This is a genomic window from Novosphingobium naphthalenivorans NBRC 102051 (assembly GCF_001590985.1).
Taxonomy (GTDB): Bacteria; Pseudomonadota; Alphaproteobacteria; order Sphingomonadales; family Sphingomonadaceae; genus Novosphingobium; species Novosphingobium naphthalenivorans.
Genome location: NZ_BCTX01000067.1, coordinates 1 through 17,148, shown reverse-complemented (window position 1 = coordinate 17,148; position 17,148 = coordinate 1). Strand labels below are relative to the sequence as shown.

Annotated in this window: 16 protein-coding genes; 12 read left to right on the top strand and 4 right to left on the bottom strand. The window is 60.2% G+C overall.

The window, feature by feature from the left end:
- Window positions 1-130: 130 nt before the first annotated feature.
- From NN5_RS18725 to NN5_RS18710, 4 genes are all read right to left on the bottom strand, one after another.
- The gene (locus NN5_RS18725; protein WP_067736872.1) at window positions 131-916 is read right to left on the bottom strand and encodes an IclR family transcriptional regulator; all 786 of its coding nucleotides are present in this window, start codon (window positions 914-916) and stop codon (window positions 131-133) included.
- Between the two features lie 91 nt (window positions 917-1,007).
- Complete coding sequence (locus NN5_RS18720; RefSeq protein WP_067736870.1) at window positions 1,008-1,325, bottom strand: 2Fe-2S iron-sulfur cluster-binding protein; 318 nt, start codon at window positions 1,323-1,325, stop codon at window positions 1,008-1,010.
- Window positions 1,326-1,382: 57 nt separating this feature from the next.
- Complete coding sequence (locus tag NN5_RS18715) at window positions 1,383-1,859, bottom strand: aromatic-ring-hydroxylating dioxygenase subunit beta (protein ID WP_067736867.1); 477 nt, start codon at window positions 1,857-1,859, stop codon at window positions 1,383-1,385.
- Complete coding sequence (locus NN5_RS18710; protein ID WP_067736865.1) at window positions 1,856-3,112, bottom strand: aromatic ring-hydroxylating dioxygenase subunit alpha; 1,257 nt, start codon at window positions 3,110-3,112, stop codon at window positions 1,856-1,858. Before NN5_RS18710 ends, NN5_RS18715 begins: the two co-directional genes overlap by 4 nt.
- 354 nt (window positions 3,113-3,466) lie before the next feature.
- Here NN5_RS18710 and NN5_RS18705 point away from each other — a divergent pair, with 354 nt between their 5' ends.
- From NN5_RS18705 to NN5_RS18645, 12 genes are all read left to right on the top strand, one after another.
- Complete coding sequence (locus NN5_RS18705; protein ID WP_067736887.1) at window positions 3,467-5,179, top strand: GMC family oxidoreductase; 1,713 nt, start codon at window positions 3,467-3,469, stop codon at window positions 5,177-5,179.
- A gap of 28 nt (window positions 5,180-5,207) precedes the next feature.
- Window positions 5,208-6,659 carry an aldehyde dehydrogenase gene (locus NN5_RS18700; protein WP_019054682.1) on the top strand — a complete coding sequence of 484 codons (1,452 nt, stop codon included), beginning with the start codon at window positions 5,208-5,210 and terminating at the stop codon, window positions 6,657-6,659.
- Window positions 6,660-6,770: 111 nt separating this feature from the next.
- Window positions 6,771-7,661 carry a SphA family protein gene (locus NN5_RS18695; RefSeq protein WP_067736862.1) on the top strand — a complete coding sequence of 297 codons (891 nt, stop codon included), beginning with the start codon at window positions 6,771-6,773 and terminating at the stop codon, window positions 7,659-7,661.
- A gap of 109 nt (window positions 7,662-7,770) precedes the next feature.
- Window positions 7,771-8,748 carry a zinc-binding dehydrogenase gene (locus NN5_RS18690; RefSeq protein WP_217998691.1) on the top strand — a complete coding sequence of 326 codons (978 nt, stop codon included), beginning with the start codon at window positions 7,771-7,773 and terminating at the stop codon, window positions 8,746-8,748.
- Window positions 8,708-9,277 carry a recombinase family protein gene (locus NN5_RS18685; protein ID WP_067736860.1) on the top strand — a complete coding sequence of 190 codons (570 nt, stop codon included), beginning with the start codon at window positions 8,708-8,710 and terminating at the stop codon, window positions 9,275-9,277. The genes NN5_RS18690 and NN5_RS18685 overlap by 41 nt, the downstream gene beginning before the upstream one ends.
- Entirely contained in the window at window positions 9,278-10,651 is a 1,374-nt protein-coding gene (locus tag NN5_RS18680) for a DUF7986 domain-containing protein (protein ID WP_067736857.1), read from the top strand. It begins immediately after the preceding gene.
- Window positions 10,557-12,029 (top strand): TonB-dependent receptor, encoded by a 1,473-nt coding sequence (locus tag NN5_RS18675; RefSeq protein WP_084385042.1) that lies wholly within the window; start codon window positions 10,557-10,559, stop codon window positions 12,027-12,029. Before NN5_RS18680 ends, NN5_RS18675 begins: the two co-directional genes overlap by 95 nt.
- Before the next feature lie 187 nt (window positions 12,030-12,216).
- A complete protein-coding gene (locus tag NN5_RS18665) occupies window positions 12,217-13,077 on the top strand; it encodes a TetR/AcrR family transcriptional regulator (RefSeq protein ID WP_157081212.1) in 861 nt (286 codons plus the stop codon).
- A 381-nt stretch (window positions 13,078-13,458) separates the two neighbouring features.
- Window positions 13,459-13,908, top strand: coding sequence for a flavin reductase family protein (locus tag NN5_RS18660; protein WP_067736883.1), 450 nt, complete (start codon window positions 13,459-13,461; stop codon window positions 13,906-13,908).
- Between the two features lie 58 nt (window positions 13,909-13,966).
- Window positions 13,967-15,181, top strand: coding sequence for an acyl-CoA dehydrogenase family protein (locus NN5_RS18655; RefSeq protein ID WP_067736846.1), 1,215 nt, complete (start codon window positions 13,967-13,969; stop codon window positions 15,179-15,181).
- A 102-nt stretch (window positions 15,182-15,283) separates the two neighbouring features.
- A complete protein-coding gene (locus NN5_RS18650; RefSeq protein WP_067736843.1) occupies window positions 15,284-16,135 on the top strand; it encodes a fumarylacetoacetate hydrolase family protein in 852 nt (283 codons plus the stop codon).
- A gap of 31 nt (window positions 16,136-16,166) precedes the next feature.
- On the top strand, window positions 16,167-17,138 hold the full coding sequence (locus NN5_RS18645; protein WP_067736841.1) for a VOC family protein: 972 nt from the start codon (window positions 16,167-16,169) through the stop codon (window positions 17,136-17,138).
- Window positions 17,139-17,148: the final 10 nt, after the last annotated feature.

The following is a 17,148-nucleotide window of genomic DNA, read 5'->3' as shown; positions in this document are numbered from 1 at the left end:
GAGCTGGCCGGATGGCGGCTACGATTCTCGCAGGGCCTCTCCACATGCCGCCGATCTCCTGTCGGCCGCAGTCACCCTGCCCCTGTCATTTCTCAATGTCAAATGGTTTGCATAATGTAGAAGCGTAAAGTCAGTCTGCCGGTGGCTTGCCGCCGATCTGGGCGCTGATTGCCAGGCAGACATCGCGCAACCTATCCGCCGCCAGCCTGTCACGGCTCGCTTCGAAACTTTCGCTCGAGAGCATGGTGGCCGACAGTATCGGCCGGGATTGCAGGTCAAAAATTGGGAAGGCGGTGGCCCGCAGGCCTGGGATAACCGTACCGTCTACGCTTGATTCGCCTGCGGCGCGCACGCGCTTGCGCAATGCTTCAACGTCAACGGGCTTGAGGCCTTTGTCTGCCGCGAGTTCCTTGGTGACGAGGTCGCGGGTCTCACGCTCGGAGAGAAAGGCAAGGAAGACGTGGCCCGTTGCCGACCGCAGCAGCGGCAACATCGAGCCTACACTGAGCGACGTGACGACTGGCGGCGAACCCACATGCCACCGAACGACGGTAGGGCCGTGAGGACCAAGCGCGGCCATCTGCACGGTACGGCCGGATTCCTCAACAAATGCAGCGATAGCTGTGTCGGCAGCCTGGAACACGTCCGTTCGGGCCAATGCTCCAAGCCCAAGACGAAGGGCCGCCGGACCAAGATCGTAGTTTCCGGCCGCGTCCTGCCGCGCCATACCCGCCACGATCAGGCTGACCAGATAACGATGCGTTTGCGAAGGAGAAAGGCCGCATCTGTGCACGATGGCAGAGAGCGCAGAGGGCTTGCCCAGCCCGGCCAGGGCGTCGAGCACGTTGAGGCCGATCTCCACGGACTGGATGCCGGCTCGACGCTTGGGTGCGCTCTCTTCTTCAACGATCGTCATATCAACTCCCGGAATGGACCTGGGAGAGCTTTGCGGGGGAAAATCGCCAAATGCAAATCGTGTGCAGGTCGCTTTGGAGCGCGGCGTGCGATTACTCCTCGGGCGCGATTCTGACCCTCAAGCCGGAAAGATCTTCCGTGAAAGGGATTTGACAGGAGAGACGGGAATTTTCCTGCCGGTGGTCGGAGGATGCCAGCAGGTCGTCCTCATCCTCTCCGACGTCAGGCAAGGCGGCGGCGCTATCGCCATCGACGTAGACATGGCAGGTGGCGCAAGACAAGCAGCCGCCACACATGGCAAGCAGCTCGTCAAAACCCGCGTCCCTGATAATCTCCATTACCGACAAACCGACTTCACCATCGACTGTCGCTTCCTCTCCGGCGCGATTGATCACTGTCAGCTGGGGCATCCGTTTATCTCTTTCGGGCTGTGCCAATGGCGCCGGCTCGTACCGGCGCCAGGTGGTTTAGATGGGATAGATGAGCGAATTGGGGATGAGCTCGCTGTCGAAGACACACGCCTTTTCCGCGAAGCGCAGGCCTTGCGGGGTGATGACGATGCGATCGACATAGCGCCCGGTATTGAAGATCTCGCTGGGCATATCGCGTTTGGTCCGCACGACCAGATAATTGGTTTCAGTCAAAAGTCCGTCGTCCCCCTGCTCCTTGATGAGGGTGGGGCCTATGATGTGCCGCTGATAGTAGGGCGCGTGGAACAATGTGCTTTCGACACCATAGAGGCGATCGCGCAGCATTGGTACACCATGCAGACTAAGAGTGCTAAGAGGCAGTCCTGCATCATAGTTCTCGCGCGGCACGACGCGATAATGGCAGTCCTGGGTGAAGAAGTCAGGCCAGGCGTCGTAGTTGCCGCTGTCGAGACAGGCGACGTACCGCGCGAATAGGTCGATGACTTCGAGGCGAAGGTTCGTATCTGTGATCACAGTTCCATCACCTCCCGCCAGTAACGATACATGCCCCGGATCAGCGTTTCCGTGACCATATGGTCGGTGTTTTCAACATCGCGCCCACCCAGTTCGCACATGGTGCTGAAGTCGCCGTCCTGCTCGAAACCCTCCTGGCTGAATTCGATGACTTCGCCGTCGTCAGCCGAGACGAAGCCGGCAGGGCCAAAGAGGTTGGCCTGACGCATGCGGCGCTCCACCATGGCCTCGTCGTCGTCCTCGAAACCGAAGTGGGTCCAGACGAAGTCGAACTTGTCAGGGCCAACCGGAATGATCTGCCGGGTCGAAAGCGAATTCACCTGCTGCTGAAGGATCACGCTTGGAAAGAGCGTGGTCATGCACACAGTAGGGCTGCCCCACCACGGCTCATGAACGATATCAAGCAGGCGCATGTCGTTGAGCTTCATATTCTCGCGGAAGCTGGTCACCCCTTGGGTGACATCCTTGTCGACGGTCTCGCTGCGGCGAGACACCATCGCGGCGTGCCGCCCCTTGTCGTCCATCCATAGTTCGGACTTGTTGTCCGCACGCCAGAGGCCAAAGGTTACGAACCAGGTATGGAGAAGGCCCGGATGGTACGGGTCCTTGATATTCTCCATCATCAGCTTCCAGTTGCCCGGAATGCGCTGCCGCGAATAACCATGGAGCACCAGCTTGCGGCCGTCGAAGGTGCGATCGAAATAGCGCAGGATGTCCGGGCCAAGATAGTCCTCGAACGATTCCACATCATGATCGAAACTGGCGAACACCACGCCGTTCCTCACGGAAACCGCCAGCTTGTTAAGGCCATGATCCTCCAGGGCAAAGTCCTCGGGCATGCCGCCCTGGCCCTTCACGCCATTCTTGAAGGGAACTCCCAGAAGCTTCCCGTCATAATTGTAGTTCCACTGATGATAGGGGCAGACAAGCGTCTTAACCTTGCCGGTCCGTTCCTGGCAGAATCGCATCGCGCGGTGCGCGCAGCGATTTTCCAAGACGTTCACCTCGCCCTTTCGATTCCGGATCATGATAACGGATCGCTCGCCGATCGACGTGCGCTTGAAGCAGCCGGGTTCGGGAACCTCTACCTCAAGTCCCACGTAGCTCCAGTGACGACCGTAAAATATGCGTGACAGCTCGCGCTCATAGATATCGCGATCCGTATAGACGGCCGCCGGGATGCGGCTTGACCCCTCCTGGGTCCAGGGCGTCTGGATGCTTTCACCGCGTAGCGGTGCTTCGACCTCGTTCATGACGATCCTCTCGAGTTGACATCTCTCCGGCCAATCATACGCCCAAGCCACACTGTTCCGCAATAGGAAATCAATTCGACATTATAAAACGCTGACCCTCTAGCTTCATCATTATCAAATCCATTTGACATTGTGAAAGACTCGGCATAATTTTTTTATAGGATCAGGCACCAGTCTGACCTTGATCGGAGGGGTGGGGACGCAAATGCGTCCATGTCTGAAATTCCAAATTGGTTAACGAACGGCAACGTGCGTCTGTGCGAACGAGAAATCGTGCCCGTCGCTCAACGTGGCGCGGGCTCTAGGGGAGGAGTAACACCATGATTGACCAGGATCGGTCCGCTGCGGGCGCAAATGCTGCCCTGTGCACTGGAAGCCGCCGAACAGACCTATCTCTCGGGAAGGATCGGTCGCCGCGCCTTTATACGAATGGCCGCCGCGGCCGGACTTGCCGGCATCGCCATTCCTGCCCTTGCCGACGAGCTAGAGGCCATTCGGGCTAACCAGGATGCGAGGGGCCGTCAGATTGCTGCTGCTTACGACTATATCATCGTCGGCACTGGCGCTGCAGGATGCGCTCTTGCGGGCCGTTTGGCTTCCTCCTCGACGGCAAAGATACTGATAATAGAGGCCGGGGGATGGGATACGGCCCCGTCGGTAGCCGATCCGCGCGTCTGGTTCACCAACCTGGGAACGGAGCGCGACTGGGGTGACGTCGCCATTCCTACCCCGCATGTAAACAATCGGGCCATCGCCGAGCATATGGGCAAGGTGGTCGGTGGCGGCACCAGCATCAACGCGACGATCTGGGCCCGGCCTTTCAAGCAGGATCTTGATCACTGGGCCGAAGTTACTGGGGATGAGGACTGGGGCTACGAACATGGCCTCTCGCTCTACAGGAAGATTGAGAACTGGCAGGGTGGCGAAGATGCAAGATACCGTGGCAAGGGGGGGCCGGTATGGTGCCAGCCGGCTGCGTCTCCGCTGGCAATGGCCCCTGCGGTTCTCGAAGCAGCGCGGGCCAGGGGCTTTACCATCTTCCCCGATCAGAATGGCGCTCGCGAAGAAAGTGCCGGCGGCTTTGCCATGATGAATCAGATCATCAAGAACGGCCAGCGCAACAACATGGCCAAGGCCTATCTGTACCCGGTGCTGAGCAAACCCAATGTCACCCTGCTTACAGCCACCCATGTCGACCGGGTGATTGTCCAGAACGGTCGCGCTATCGGCGTCGAGATTGCGACGCCATCGGGACCGCGCAAGGTTCTGGCGCGTGAGGAAACAATCCTGTGCGCCGGAGGGATCAACTCGGCGAAACTGCTGATGCTGAGCGGCATAGGCGATGAGAGGGAACTGGCTGCCGTCGGCATCAAATCGGTCGTGCATTCGCCAGATGTCGGCGCTCACTTCCAGGATCACATTCTGCATGGCGGCTGCCTGTGGGAAGCTCCGAATGCCTTCGAGCTACGCAATAGCGGCGCGGAAGTGGCCGGCTTCTGGAAGTCCCGGTCCGATCTCGACCGGCCAGACATCAACATCGTTCAGATCGAACTCCCCTACGCGAGTGAGGTCATAGCGAAGAATTACGCCCCGCCGCCCACATCCTGGGCGCTATGCGCCGGCCTCGTCGCGCCTAAAAGCCGGGGCAAGATGCGCCTGCGCTCGTCCAACGCTGCCGACCGTCCGCTCCTCGACGCGAATTTCCTGTCGCATCCCGATGATGTCGAGGCGCTTGCCGCCGGCATCGAACTTGCTCGTGATCTGGGTAATTCTGCCGCGCTCAAGCCTTTCGCGAAGCGAGAAGTGGTCCCGGGGCGCAAGCTCGAGCGAAACGATATGGCCAATTTCATCAAGGACGGTGCGACCACCTATTTTCATGAGGTCGGGACATGCCGGATGGGCAAGGACGGCAATGCCGTCGTCGATCCTAAGTTGCGCGTAAACGGTTTGACGGGCCTGCGCGTTGCCGACGCCTCCATCATGCCGCGCATTCCTGGCGTCGCAACCATGGCGACATGCGTGCTCATCGGCGAACGCATGGCCGAAATCATCTCGCCTAAGGCCTGAGCCGGCGAAATTCGCAACGGAGGTAAATATGGAAACCCAATTGGTGATCGGCAATGTCGCGGCGAACGCGGAAGGCGGGCGCACGTTCGAGCGGCGCAATGCATTAACTGACGAGATTGTCACGACAGCTGCTGCGGCAAGCGTTGCTGATGCCAGCCGTGCAGCTGATTCCTCGCAGGCCGCATTCGGGGCCTGGTCACACACCGGGCCCACAGAACGCCGAAGGCTCCTGCTCAAAGCGGCGGATATCCTCGAGGCTATGGTCCCTGATTTCGTACCGGTCATGGCGCAGGAGATCGGCGCGTCCGAACTTTGGGCCAGTTTCAATGTGATGGCGTCCGCCAACCTGATCCGCGAGGCCGCGAGCCTCGTCACCCAGATCCAGGGCGAGACAATCCCGACCGACAAGCCGGGCACATTGTCCATGACGTTGCGACAGCCGGTGGGCGTGGTGCTGAGCATCGTTCCATGGAACGGCCCCGTCATCCTGGCGGCCCGAGCGATCGCCTATCCGCTCATGTGCGGCAACTGCGTGGTATTCCGTGCATCGGAGGCTAGTCCCAGGACCCACGCGCTGCTGGCTCAGGCCTTCTACGAGGCCGGCTTCCCCAGCGGTGTCCTGAATTTCGTGACCAACGCTCCTGAAGATGCGGCCGACGTAATCGACACCCTGATCGCGCATCCTGCCATCCGCCGCATAAACTTCACAGGCTCTACGCGGGTGGGACGCATCATCGCGCAGAAGTCTGCGACCCATCTGAAGCGGTGCCTTCTTGAATTGGGCGGCAAGGCTCCCTTCGTCGTCCTGGACGACGCGGATATCGAGGGCGCCGTGAATGCGGCGATCTTCGGCAGCTTCCTGTACCAAGGGCAAATCTGCATGTCGACGGAACGCTTCGTAGTCGATGAGAGTGTCGCCGATCAATTTACTACGCGCTTCGCCGAACGCGCAGCCGCCCTTCCGGCCGGTGATCCTGCGGCCGGTCCGGGATGTGTCGTTGGACCGATGATTGGGCGGGCTTCGGGCCAAAGGATCAATAGTCTCGTCGAGGACGCTCTTGCGAAGGGCGCGAAGATTATCGCAGGCGGCTATGCCGACGGAGCGACCATGCCCGCCACGATCGTCGATCATGTGACGTCCCAGATGGAAATCTATGACGAGGAGACGTTCGGTCCGGTCACCACGATCGTACGCGTGAAAGGCGTCGAGGAGGCGGTGAGGGTTGCGAACGACACGGCATATGGTCTGTCCGCAGCGGTGTTCGGGCAAGATGTTACCCGCGCGCTGGATGTCGCTCGTCGTATCGATTCGGGCAGCGTCCACATCAACGGCGCAACCGTCCAGAACGAGCCGCAGGCGCCTTACGGAGGCATGAAGAACAGCGGTTATGGCCGGTTCGATGGCCGCGCTGTCGTTGACGAGTTTACCGAGCTCAAATGGGTCACGATCGAACCGGCCGGCCAGCCGTACCCATTCTGATCCCCTTGGGCGCGGTTGGCCGCGCCCAAGGGCAAGCCATCAAAATCCAAAAAAACCACGTGCGATGCCGTTCGAGGGGTGAGGCCGCACGTCTATCAGAGGAGGAAAATCATGCGGGCCTATTCCATCTTGATGTTTTCAGTCGGGTGCGCGCTTTCCGCTGCAGATGCCCATGCGACCGAAGGCGGCGGCGGCGCCTATCCAAATGGTGCGGAAAGTCTGATGGTGGCACCCCTGCCGCCGCCCGGTACCTATCTGCTTAACTATACGAACTATTACACCGCGGACCGGCTCAACGATGCCGATGGCAACAGCATGGTCCCCGACTTCTCGATCGACGCCTATGCCCAGGTTTCCCGCTTCGTACACGTGACCGACAAGAAAATCCTCGGTGCGACCTGGGCGATGCAGGCCTTCGTTCCGCTGGTCAGCCTCACCGTGCACGCGGGCGGCGCACGCGACAGCCGCTTTGGTCTGGGCGACATGATCGTCACGCCGGTGGTGCTGGGCTGGGAGGCCGGTAATACCCATATCACTGCGGCCGTCGATACGTGGGTGCCAACGGGAAAGTATAATCGTGAAAACCTCGCCAACATCGGGAGAAACACATGGAATTTCGAACCGGTGCTCGCGATGACATATCTCGATCCGGCCGGAAAATTCGATCTCTCCGTGAAGCTGATGTATGACTTCAGTACGAAGAACAAGGCGACGGACTATCAGTCCGGACAGGAATTCCACACTGATTTCGCAGCGGGTGTAAACCTCAAGAAGCTGACATTGGGGGTGAACGGCTACTATTACAAACAGACGACGGACGACAAACAGGGCGGGCTGCGGGTTGGCGCAGATGGTTTCAAAGGCGAGGCTTTCGCCCTTGGTCCGGTCGTGCGCTATCAGGCAGGCAAAATCCCGATCTCCTTTCAGTGGCAGCATGAGTTCATGGCGCATAACAAGCCGCAAGGTGACAAGTTCTGGCTAAAGAGCGTCTTCCGCTTCTGATACCCGCGCGGGGCGACGGCCCAGATGTTCGCCCCGCGCCGTTAAGACTTTCAACATGTCACGGATAGGAGTGTATGCCTGTCGACGAGCGCAAACCGAAGGATCGATAGTGGATGTCAGTGAGATGATGAAGGCGGCTGTTCTGCATGAGCCGGGCGGGCCTGAGGCACTCATAATCGAGCAGCGAGAGATACCGCAGCCGATCGCGGGCGAGATACTGATACGGGTGAAGGCCTTCGGATTGAACCGCTCGGAGCTATTTACCCGGCGGGGGCAATCGCCTGGAGTCACGCTGCCCAGGATACTTGGCATAGAAGCGTCGGGGGTTGTGGCGGCCGCGCCCGGTGGCGAGTTCCAGGTTGGAGAGACTGTGGTTTCGGTAATGGGGGGGATGGGGCGCAAGTTCGACGGGGGCTATGCAGAATATACCTGCGTACCCGCCGCAAATGTAAGAGCCGTCACGACTGCGCTGTCGTGGGAGCGGCTTGGCGCTTTACCGGAGATGTTGCAGACCGCATGGGGCTCATTGTCCCGAGGTCTGCGAGTGGTGCCGGGCGAGCGGTTGCTGATTCGCGGGGGCACAACCTCAGTCGGCCTAGCCGCAGCAGCTATTGCCAAGACGCTGGGTGCAGAGGTCGCCGCCACGTCGCGCCGTCAGACAGGCCAGGAGATCGTCCGCGCCGCCGGAGCCGACCTCTTCATCCTCGATGAGGGGCTCGTGGCTCCGTCGGTGCACAAACTCTGGCCCGGCGGCGCAGACAAGGTGCTCGAACTCGTGGGTACTACAACCTTGGCGGACTCCCTGGCGTGCATCCGTGAACCAGGTGCAGTGTGCATGGCGGGCATGGTTGGCGATGCATGGTCGCTGCGCGACTTCGCTCCGATGGACGTCATTCCCACAGGTGTTTCGCTCACCACCTATTCTGGCGACGTCGCGGACTTCATGGCGATGCCGCTTCAGAAACTGGTGGATCAGGTAGAGGGTGGCAAACTACCTGTCACGATCGGAAAGACGTTCACTCTCGACCGTTTGGGAGACGCACAGGATGGGAGGGATATTAGGCTATGCCCGCGTCAGCACCGGTGACCAGGACGTGGCCGGCCAGACCATGCGACTGGAGAAGGTCGGCGCCATCAAGGTGTTCACCGACGTCATGTCGGGCAAGAGCATGGAGCGTCCGGGTCTGGCCGAGCTGATCGCCTATGCCCGAAGGGGCGACACGCTGGCAGTGGTCCGCCTTGATCGGCTCGGGCGTTCGCTGGCCGAACTGCTCGCCACGGTCGAGGCGCTGCGCGGCCAAGGTATCGCGCTCCTGAGTCTTGAGGAAAAGATCGACACATCGTCGGCCGCCGGCGAACTCATCTTCCATGTGTTCGGGGCCATTGCCCACTTCGAGCGGCGGCTGATTTCCGAACGCACCAAGGATGGCATCGCCGCCGCCCGTGCCAGGGGCAAGTTACCTGGCCGTCAGCCGCTCGACATGAGCAAGGTCCATGCTGCCATCAAACTGGTCGAAGCGAGTATCTCGCCGACAGAAGCGGCACGGCAACTCGGCATCGGCCGATCAACCATATATCGAGAAATGCGCCGCCTTGGCGTGGAAAGGCCCGCCTGAATGTCCAGATCAAAATCGGTTCACGATCTTTCGGGCCTGATGAAATATGCGGAACGGGCGCCATGGGATGAAGCGATGGCTGAAATGCTGTCCGCGCATCTTGGCCCAGCGTGCGAAGCAACCGGACTCGAGCCAGACGCCATATTCGAAATCATCGGTGATCACTGGCAAGGGCCGCTATGGGGCTGTTTCTTTGAAGATCTGCTGACGCAGGAACTGGAACCTGACGGTGGCAATCTGGTCGATGACTATCTCAAGCGCCGGGGCTGGAACGAAAAGGCGCCGAACAAAGCCTATATGCGCGCACTACGCGATACGGTCATGTCGCTCTATGAAGTCAGCGAAGTGGTTCCCGGCCAATCGATGACCTTGCGCGATCTGCTGCGCGACGTCGCCCCGGTGACGGTGCGGGAACACGGTGCGACCCAGACCCTCGTCAACTGGGACAAAATCGCCGCAAGAATTGTTGACGTGAACGGTCGGCACGGCATTTCCGGGGCACTCCTGCCGTTCAGCGCAGATGGCGCCGTGCGCGTAATCGACGCGCTTTCCCGACTTGTGGACGATGCACAGGGCACTGTCGGATTGGATCCCCTAGACAAGGACGCGCTCTTGCGGGCATCGGGGCTGATGTTCACGAACATGTGGCTGCTCGACTGTCTGGGTAAGGCCATTCCCGGCAGCTCGCCGGATATGGTCAACGCGGACGGTGATGACCTTGTGTTCCACCGTATCGTTTTTCCGCTGGCAAAGGGCGTGATCGGCAAAAGCGTGGTTCGCAGGCTGAACGCGGCTCAATGGCTGGAACCTGCGAGCGACACGTTCTGGAACTGGCTGGCACCGGTGACGAAGAAGAGGACACCAGAAACGACCAAAGGCGGGCAGGCTTTTGTGACAACCATGGAGGACGGCACACCCGTTTTTGCCAATGTCGAGTTGGCTGGACGCAAACTGATCGTTGAGGTCAACAGCGCCGCCCGCGCTGAACAGGCGATTGCGCAGATGAGCGAGTGGCTTGGTGATTGCGTGAGCACACCTATGACCGAAATCCGGACTCTGGCCCAGTTCATGGCCGATGACGCCGCCCGCGCTCCGCAGGAAGTGCCGCTCGATATCCCGCCGGACGAAATCGAACGCATCGTTCATCAGATGCTGACACGCGAATATACCAAAACGCTTGATGAAGCGGTGCCGGCCCTCGGGCACAAGACGCCACGCGCTCTGGCCCGCACGAAGGCAGGCCGACCAAAAGTGGCCGACTGGCTCAAATATATAGAGAATGGCGCGGCAAAATCCGGTGCTGGTGATCCGATGGCCACCTATGATTTTACGTGGATGTGGCGAGAGCTGGGCATCATCGACCTGCGCCGTTGATCGCCATCACAGCGCCGTTCTTGCACTGTTCTCGCTTAGCGTTGTCTGGCGTACCTTCCACGCTATGCCCTCAGATACCGACATCCAGCCCGTGACCGACACATGGGGCGCCGGCGGCAGCCTGCGCTGGGATCAGAAGATCGGCGATCTCAATTTCATGAGCCTTACCGCCTATCGCGCGTCCAGAGCCCATTTCATCTTCGATTACGACGGCTCTCCGGATCCGATCGATGCGATCGATGAAATCCAGCGAGACCACCAATTCAGCCAGGAAATTCAGCTTTCCTCGAAGAGCAGCGGCCGGTTCACCTGGCTCGTGGGTGGTTATTATTTCAACGCGCTCGCCGAGATCGATCCGTTCATCCTCACCGCGAATGATCAAGGCGCTCGTGTCTCGATCACGAACCACCAGCGCACGCGCTCGATCGCGGGTTACGCCCAGGCCACTTACGAGATTTTCAACGACACGAACCTCACGCTCGGCGGCCGGTATACGACCGAGCGGCGCACGGCCTATGACGGCACGACCGACGTGTTCGTCATTCCGCTGGGCGTATCATTGCCCACGGCAGCGGCGCCCGACCGCCGGAAGACGTTCAACAAGTTCACCTACCGTGTCAGTCTCGATCATCGTTTCTCGAACGAGCTTCTCGCTTATGCGTCCTATAACCGCGGCTTCAAGAGCGGCGGCTTCAACACCTCTACCCCCGGAAGCGATCCTTTCCGTCCGGAAACGCTGGATGCCTATGAGGTTGGCATCAAGTCCGACCTGTTCGACCGAAAGGTGCGTCTCAACATCGCGGGCTTCTACTATGATTATCAGGATGTGCAGATCCAGCAGCTGAACCAGGGCGCCATCACCATCATCAACGGCGCCAAGGCGCGCGACTATGGTGTCGACGCAGATCTCACGGTCCAGGTCACCCAAGCACTCCGCCTGACGGGCGGCCTTGGTTGGATCAGCCCGAAGTTCACGGCCTTCCCGAACTGCCCGACGTCGACGGCCGGCGGCGGTGTTCCGAGCGTCATTGCCTCATGCAAAGGCAACCAGCTTCCGCTCGCGGCTAAATTTACCGGCAATATCGGTGCCGACTATACCGCGGAGCTGGGGTCCGGCACGCTCAATCTTGGCGCGAATGTCTATTACAATAGCGGCTTCTACCCCGAGTCGGACAATGTCATCAAACAGCACAGCTACGCACTGCTGGGGGCAAACATCCGATATACCCTGTCGAATGGTCTTTCGATCGGGGCATTCGGAAAGAACCTGACCGACAGGCGCGTGATCAATTTCGAGACCACCATCCCGAACGGGACGCATATGAACTTCTATCAGGCGCCCCGCACCTACGGGATCACGCTCGGCTATAAATTGTAGAGAAGGCGGAACGGCCAACCCGCTTGGATGCGCTTTTCCTGACCTGGTCAGGTGGCGGCCAGGCGGGTTCAACAGCCGGGAGCCCAGATCCTCATATCTGAGCGCTCCCTCCTGCCCCCGCGGGTTTCTCTGTCTGAAACGGAGGCAAGGCAGCGCCGAACGGGCAGAATGCCCGTGGCTGCTGCGAATGCTGGGATATTTCGAAGCCGGTTCCATGCCGTACCAGCCACTTGGCTTCCAGCGCCAAGGATGTCATCCTGGACAACGTGTTGAACGCAATGCCCAGTCGAGCGAAGCTGCTGTGAAAATATCGGTTCTCCCGGAGGAGCAAACCTCCGATCCTGGCCAGGATAGCGTCAGGGAAGATCATCGCACGCGTGTTGCCCGCCAAAGGCGCCAGCGCATGGAAACAGATCTCCTCCGAGCGGTGATGGAGGTCTATCCAGCAGGACACGGCAGCGGCCCTGCAGTCATTGACGACGTGATCCGCCAAGCCGGGGTCTCCCGCGGAACCTTTTACAAATATTTCACCTCGCTGGACGAAGCGGTCGATAAACTCGGAGCCAGGATGGCGGACGAGATGGCCGAAGCCGCGCAGGCCATCCACGGCCCGCTCAAGCATCCTGTTATGCGAACCGCCACCGGCTTCCAACTCTATGTGCTGAGAGCCCTGATCGAGCCTCATTGGGGCGCCTTTCTCACCCATATCGGCCTGCTCAAGGACGACAGCCTGATGGTCCGGCTCATCCGGGCTGACGTCGCACTTGGACAGGAAACCGGCGACTATGATATCGATTCCGTTGATGTGGCGACCGATCTTTTGCTTGGCGCCCAGGCCGAAGCCATTTCTCGGATCGTCGCCAACGGAGCTGACGTGGCGTATGTTCAGGCCATGACATTCCATGTCTTGCGCAGCTTTGGGGTGAACCGTCCGCGCGCAGCCCGCGCTGTCGAGGAAGCTTACCGGCTGATCGAGCGCGAGGGGCCAACACAGATCGCCTGGTGGCAAATGCCGCCCCCCTCCGAGCAAGCCGCCTCGGCGCGCTAAAAACCCAACCGCCCTTTCCCGTTTCCTCCCGGTGCGTTCGCTCACGCATGAGGTGTCGCGTCTGGACTTCGTGCCAAATTACAAAATAAACACTTGTGTCATGATGACATCTGAATATAGATCATAAGCGCAAGGGAACCGAAAAATCGGCCCGAATCGAGAGAGGTGCTTATGAAAGTGTGTGACGCAGCGGTCGTCGGGCATGGCCCGAACAGCTGTCTGATAGAGGGCAACGCCCCGAATTCCATCAACCGCCTATCTGCCGGTCCGGTCGAGAAGATCGGCCAATTCCCCAAGTGAACACCGTGCTCGGCGTTGAACCCGTATTTTGCGCGACCTTGTGAGAGAGGTATTGTGGATAGCACTCTGTTCAAGAATTTGATGGCGAGCGTCCCCGCGCCGGTCACGGTGGTGACGACTGCGGTGGATGGGATACCCTCGGGAGCAACGGTTTCCTCTTTCGCGTCGCTATCGCTCGATCCTCCCCTCGTCTCGATCGGACTTATCGAGGGCAGCCGCCTGCTGCGGGACATTCGCCGGAGCAGACGTCTGATGATCAATCTCCTGTCACACGATCAGGAAAACGCCGCCCTGCAATTCGCGAGCCGCGCCGAGGACCGCTTCCTTGGCATCGGCTGGACCTGGGAAAGCGGCCTGCCCAAGCTGGATGGCGTGGCCAGCTACGCCGAATGTGTCGTCGAGAGCGATCTTCCAGCGGGCGATCACGCCATGATCTTCTGCAAGGTCCTGGAGTGCCGCCTGACGGACACTCCGCCGCTTATCTACGGCGCGCGCAAATTCGGCACCCATTCGCATTTCATGCCAGCCTGAAGTGCGTCGATAACAAGAAGTTTGATTGTCGTTTCATCATTGTTCTGGAGGAAGAGAGATGCCCAAGGTGAATACCCTGGAGAAGATTTCCGAAACGGATGACAGCGTGGAAGCCCTGCTGGACCGGGTGCGCGCGCTGCAACCGCTAATTCGTGAAAATGCCGCGAAAGGCGAGCAAGACCGGCGCGTGCCGGAACCTGTCATCGCGGCCTTGAAAGAGGCCGGCGCCTTCCGCCTCGGCACCCCTCGTCGCTTCGGCGGCTACCAGGGCAACATGAAGGCTTTCCTTGATCTCAGCAGCATCGTCGCGGAAGCGGACGGAGGCACCGCCTGGGTGGTGACACTCGTCAACGTCTGTAATTTCTTCGCCGGCCTGTTTTCGGAGAGCGCGAAAGAGAAGATCTTCGGCGCCAATCCCGACGCGCTGATCTCCGGCGTGCATTCCGCCAGTGCGACCTCCCGCAAGGTCGAAGGAGGCTACCGCGTCACCGGCAAATGGTTTTACAATTCTGCCGGTTGGCATTCCGACTGGGCTCTCCTCGGCATTCCGCTGGTCGATGACGAGGGCAAGACCTATGATCGCGGCTGGGCGATCATTCCCGCCTCGGAACTGAAGCTCGAAGATACCTGGTTCGTAGCGGGCATGGCCGCCTCGGGCAGCATCAGCCGGATCGCCGAGGATGTGTTCGTACCGGACGACATGGTGGCTTCGGTCAGCGAGGCGATCAAGGGCGGACTGCCGGAAATGAAACTGGCGGGCGAGCCCGAGTATAGCTCCGCCGTGGTTCCGGTGTTCTCGCTGGTGCTGATCGGCCCGCAACTCGGCTTGGGACGCGCGGCGCTCGATTTCGTCACGTCCAAGGCGCCGACCAAGGCCATCTACGACACGGTCTTCACTTCGGCTACGCAATCCGTCGGCTTCCAGTTGCAGATCGCCAAGGCCGCTACACTGATCGAGACTGCGCATCTCCATGCCTACAAATGTGCTGAAGAGATTGACGCCGCCGCGCTCGCGGGGGTCTATCCCACGACGAAGGCACGCGCAAAGATGCGCGCGCATGTCGCCACCGTGGCGGAGAGCATCACCCAGGCAATCGACGCACTGCTGTTCGCTCACGGCGCCTCCAGCTTCGCGCTGAACAATCCGCTGCAGCGTATCTGGCGCGATTCCGCCGTCGGCGCGCGCCACGCGGCAATCACGCCCCAGATCGCCTACGAGACCTGGGGTAAGGAACTGCTCGGCATTTCGGATCATGTGACGCCGCTGGTCTGAACGCGCTTGCCGCCCAGGGTGCCTGAAGCAAACGGCGCCCCTGGGCGGACCTGAATGCGCACCGCGGGCAACGCGCCGACGCAATGCAGATGGGAGTTACGGATGAAACTGGTTCGATTTGACAAGGATGGCGCGGTCTCTACCGGCGTAGTGGTAGACGATGGTGTGATCGACCTGGCGAAGACAGGCGCGCCGGAGACGGATGTGCTGGCGATCATCGCCGGCGGTGACGAAGCGCTGACGGCTATCCGAAGTGCGATCGTGGGTATCGCCCCGCACTACAAGCTCACTGAGGTGAAGCTGCTTGCGCCGTACCGGCCGCTGAAGTTCCTCGCGATCGGCATGAATTACACGAAGCATGCTGAGGAAGCCCGAAAGCTCGGCGTCGTCGTACCTGAGAAGCAGTTCTGGTTCAACAAACAGACGAGTTGCGTCTCCGGCCCGTTCGACGAGATCGATCCCGGCGTGACCGAACAACTCGACTACGAAGTCGAGCTGGGCGTGATCATCGGGCGCCCGGCGAAGGCGGTTTCCGCCGCAGACGCGCTCAGCCACGTCTTTGGCTATGTCGTGGTGGACGATGTGTCCGCGCGTGACTGGCAGCGCCATTCCCCCACCTTCACGGTCGGTAAGTCCTTCGACACGCATGGCCCGTTCGGACCCTGGATCGTCACCGCCGATGAGATCCCGGATCCCCACGTCCTGGGCCTGCGCACCTGGGTGAATGGGGAACTGCGCCAGGACAGCAACACCTCCGACCTCATCCACAACATCAACACCCAGATCGAATATCTGTCGACCGCCTTCACGCTCGAATCCGGCGATCTGCTCGCCACCGGAACTCCGAGCGGTGTTGGCGTGGCGCTCGATCCGCCGGTGTTCCTGAAAGCCGGCGACGTGGTGCGATGCGAGATCGACGGGATCGGCGCAATCGAAAACCGTGTGAAGGGATAATACCCAAGGTAACATCTGAAGGAGAGAGGAAATGGCTGTTAAAGCAATCGCGGCCGTCGCGCTCGACGTGCCTGATGTAGCGCCGGGTCGGGAGTTCTACACCATCGCCGGTCTCGATGCGTTCGGCGATAACCACATCGCCCGCTTCCGCTGTACCGGGCAAGAGCGTGATGCCATTATCCTTTATGGCGGCGCTCCGGCCAAGCGGCTCAAGTTCGTCCGTCTTTACGCCGACCAGTTGGAAGAGATCTCTGCACGCGTTCCGGTCGCCGGCGGCGCGGTGATCGACGCCCCGAGCGAGGGCGAGCCGGAGGGCCTCTGGGTCCGCGACCCAAACGGCGTCGTCTTCCATCTCGTAGATCAGGACGTTCCAGAACTGCCGCCACTGAACAATGCGTTCGAGATCAACGCGCCGGGTCGGACCATCCGCAAGAACAAGGCGGGTGTCGGCGCGCGGTCGAGCTATCCCCAAGTCATCAGACCGGTGAAGCTGGGGCATGTCGCACTGTTTTCGCCCGATATTCCAGTCAGCATCGCCTTCTTGACAGACGCACTTGGCATGGGGCTGGCGGATCGTTCGCAAGATCTGGTCGCCTTCTGCTGCGCCCGCAAGAACAGCGAGCATCATGTCATCGCCCTGGCCAAGTCACATGCGATCGGGTTCCACCACGCAAGCTTCGCCGTTCTCGACCCGGACCAGGTCGGCTGGGCCGGACGAAAGCTGGTGACGGCGGCCGGACGCGCCGACTGGGGCTTCGGGCGCCACACCATCGGGTCGAACTTCTTCCACTATATCGAAGATCCATGGGGGAGTTGGTTCGAATATTATTCGGATATGGATTATATCGAGGACCACGATCGCTGGACCCCGACCAATTATGCGCTGGAAGACAGCACCTATCTATGGGGTCCCAACCAGCCCGCCCATTTCATCCACAATCCAGAAGTCCCGGCGATCGTTGAGGACGCGCCCGTCAACGATGACAAGGCTTTGATCGCCTGAAAGGAAAACC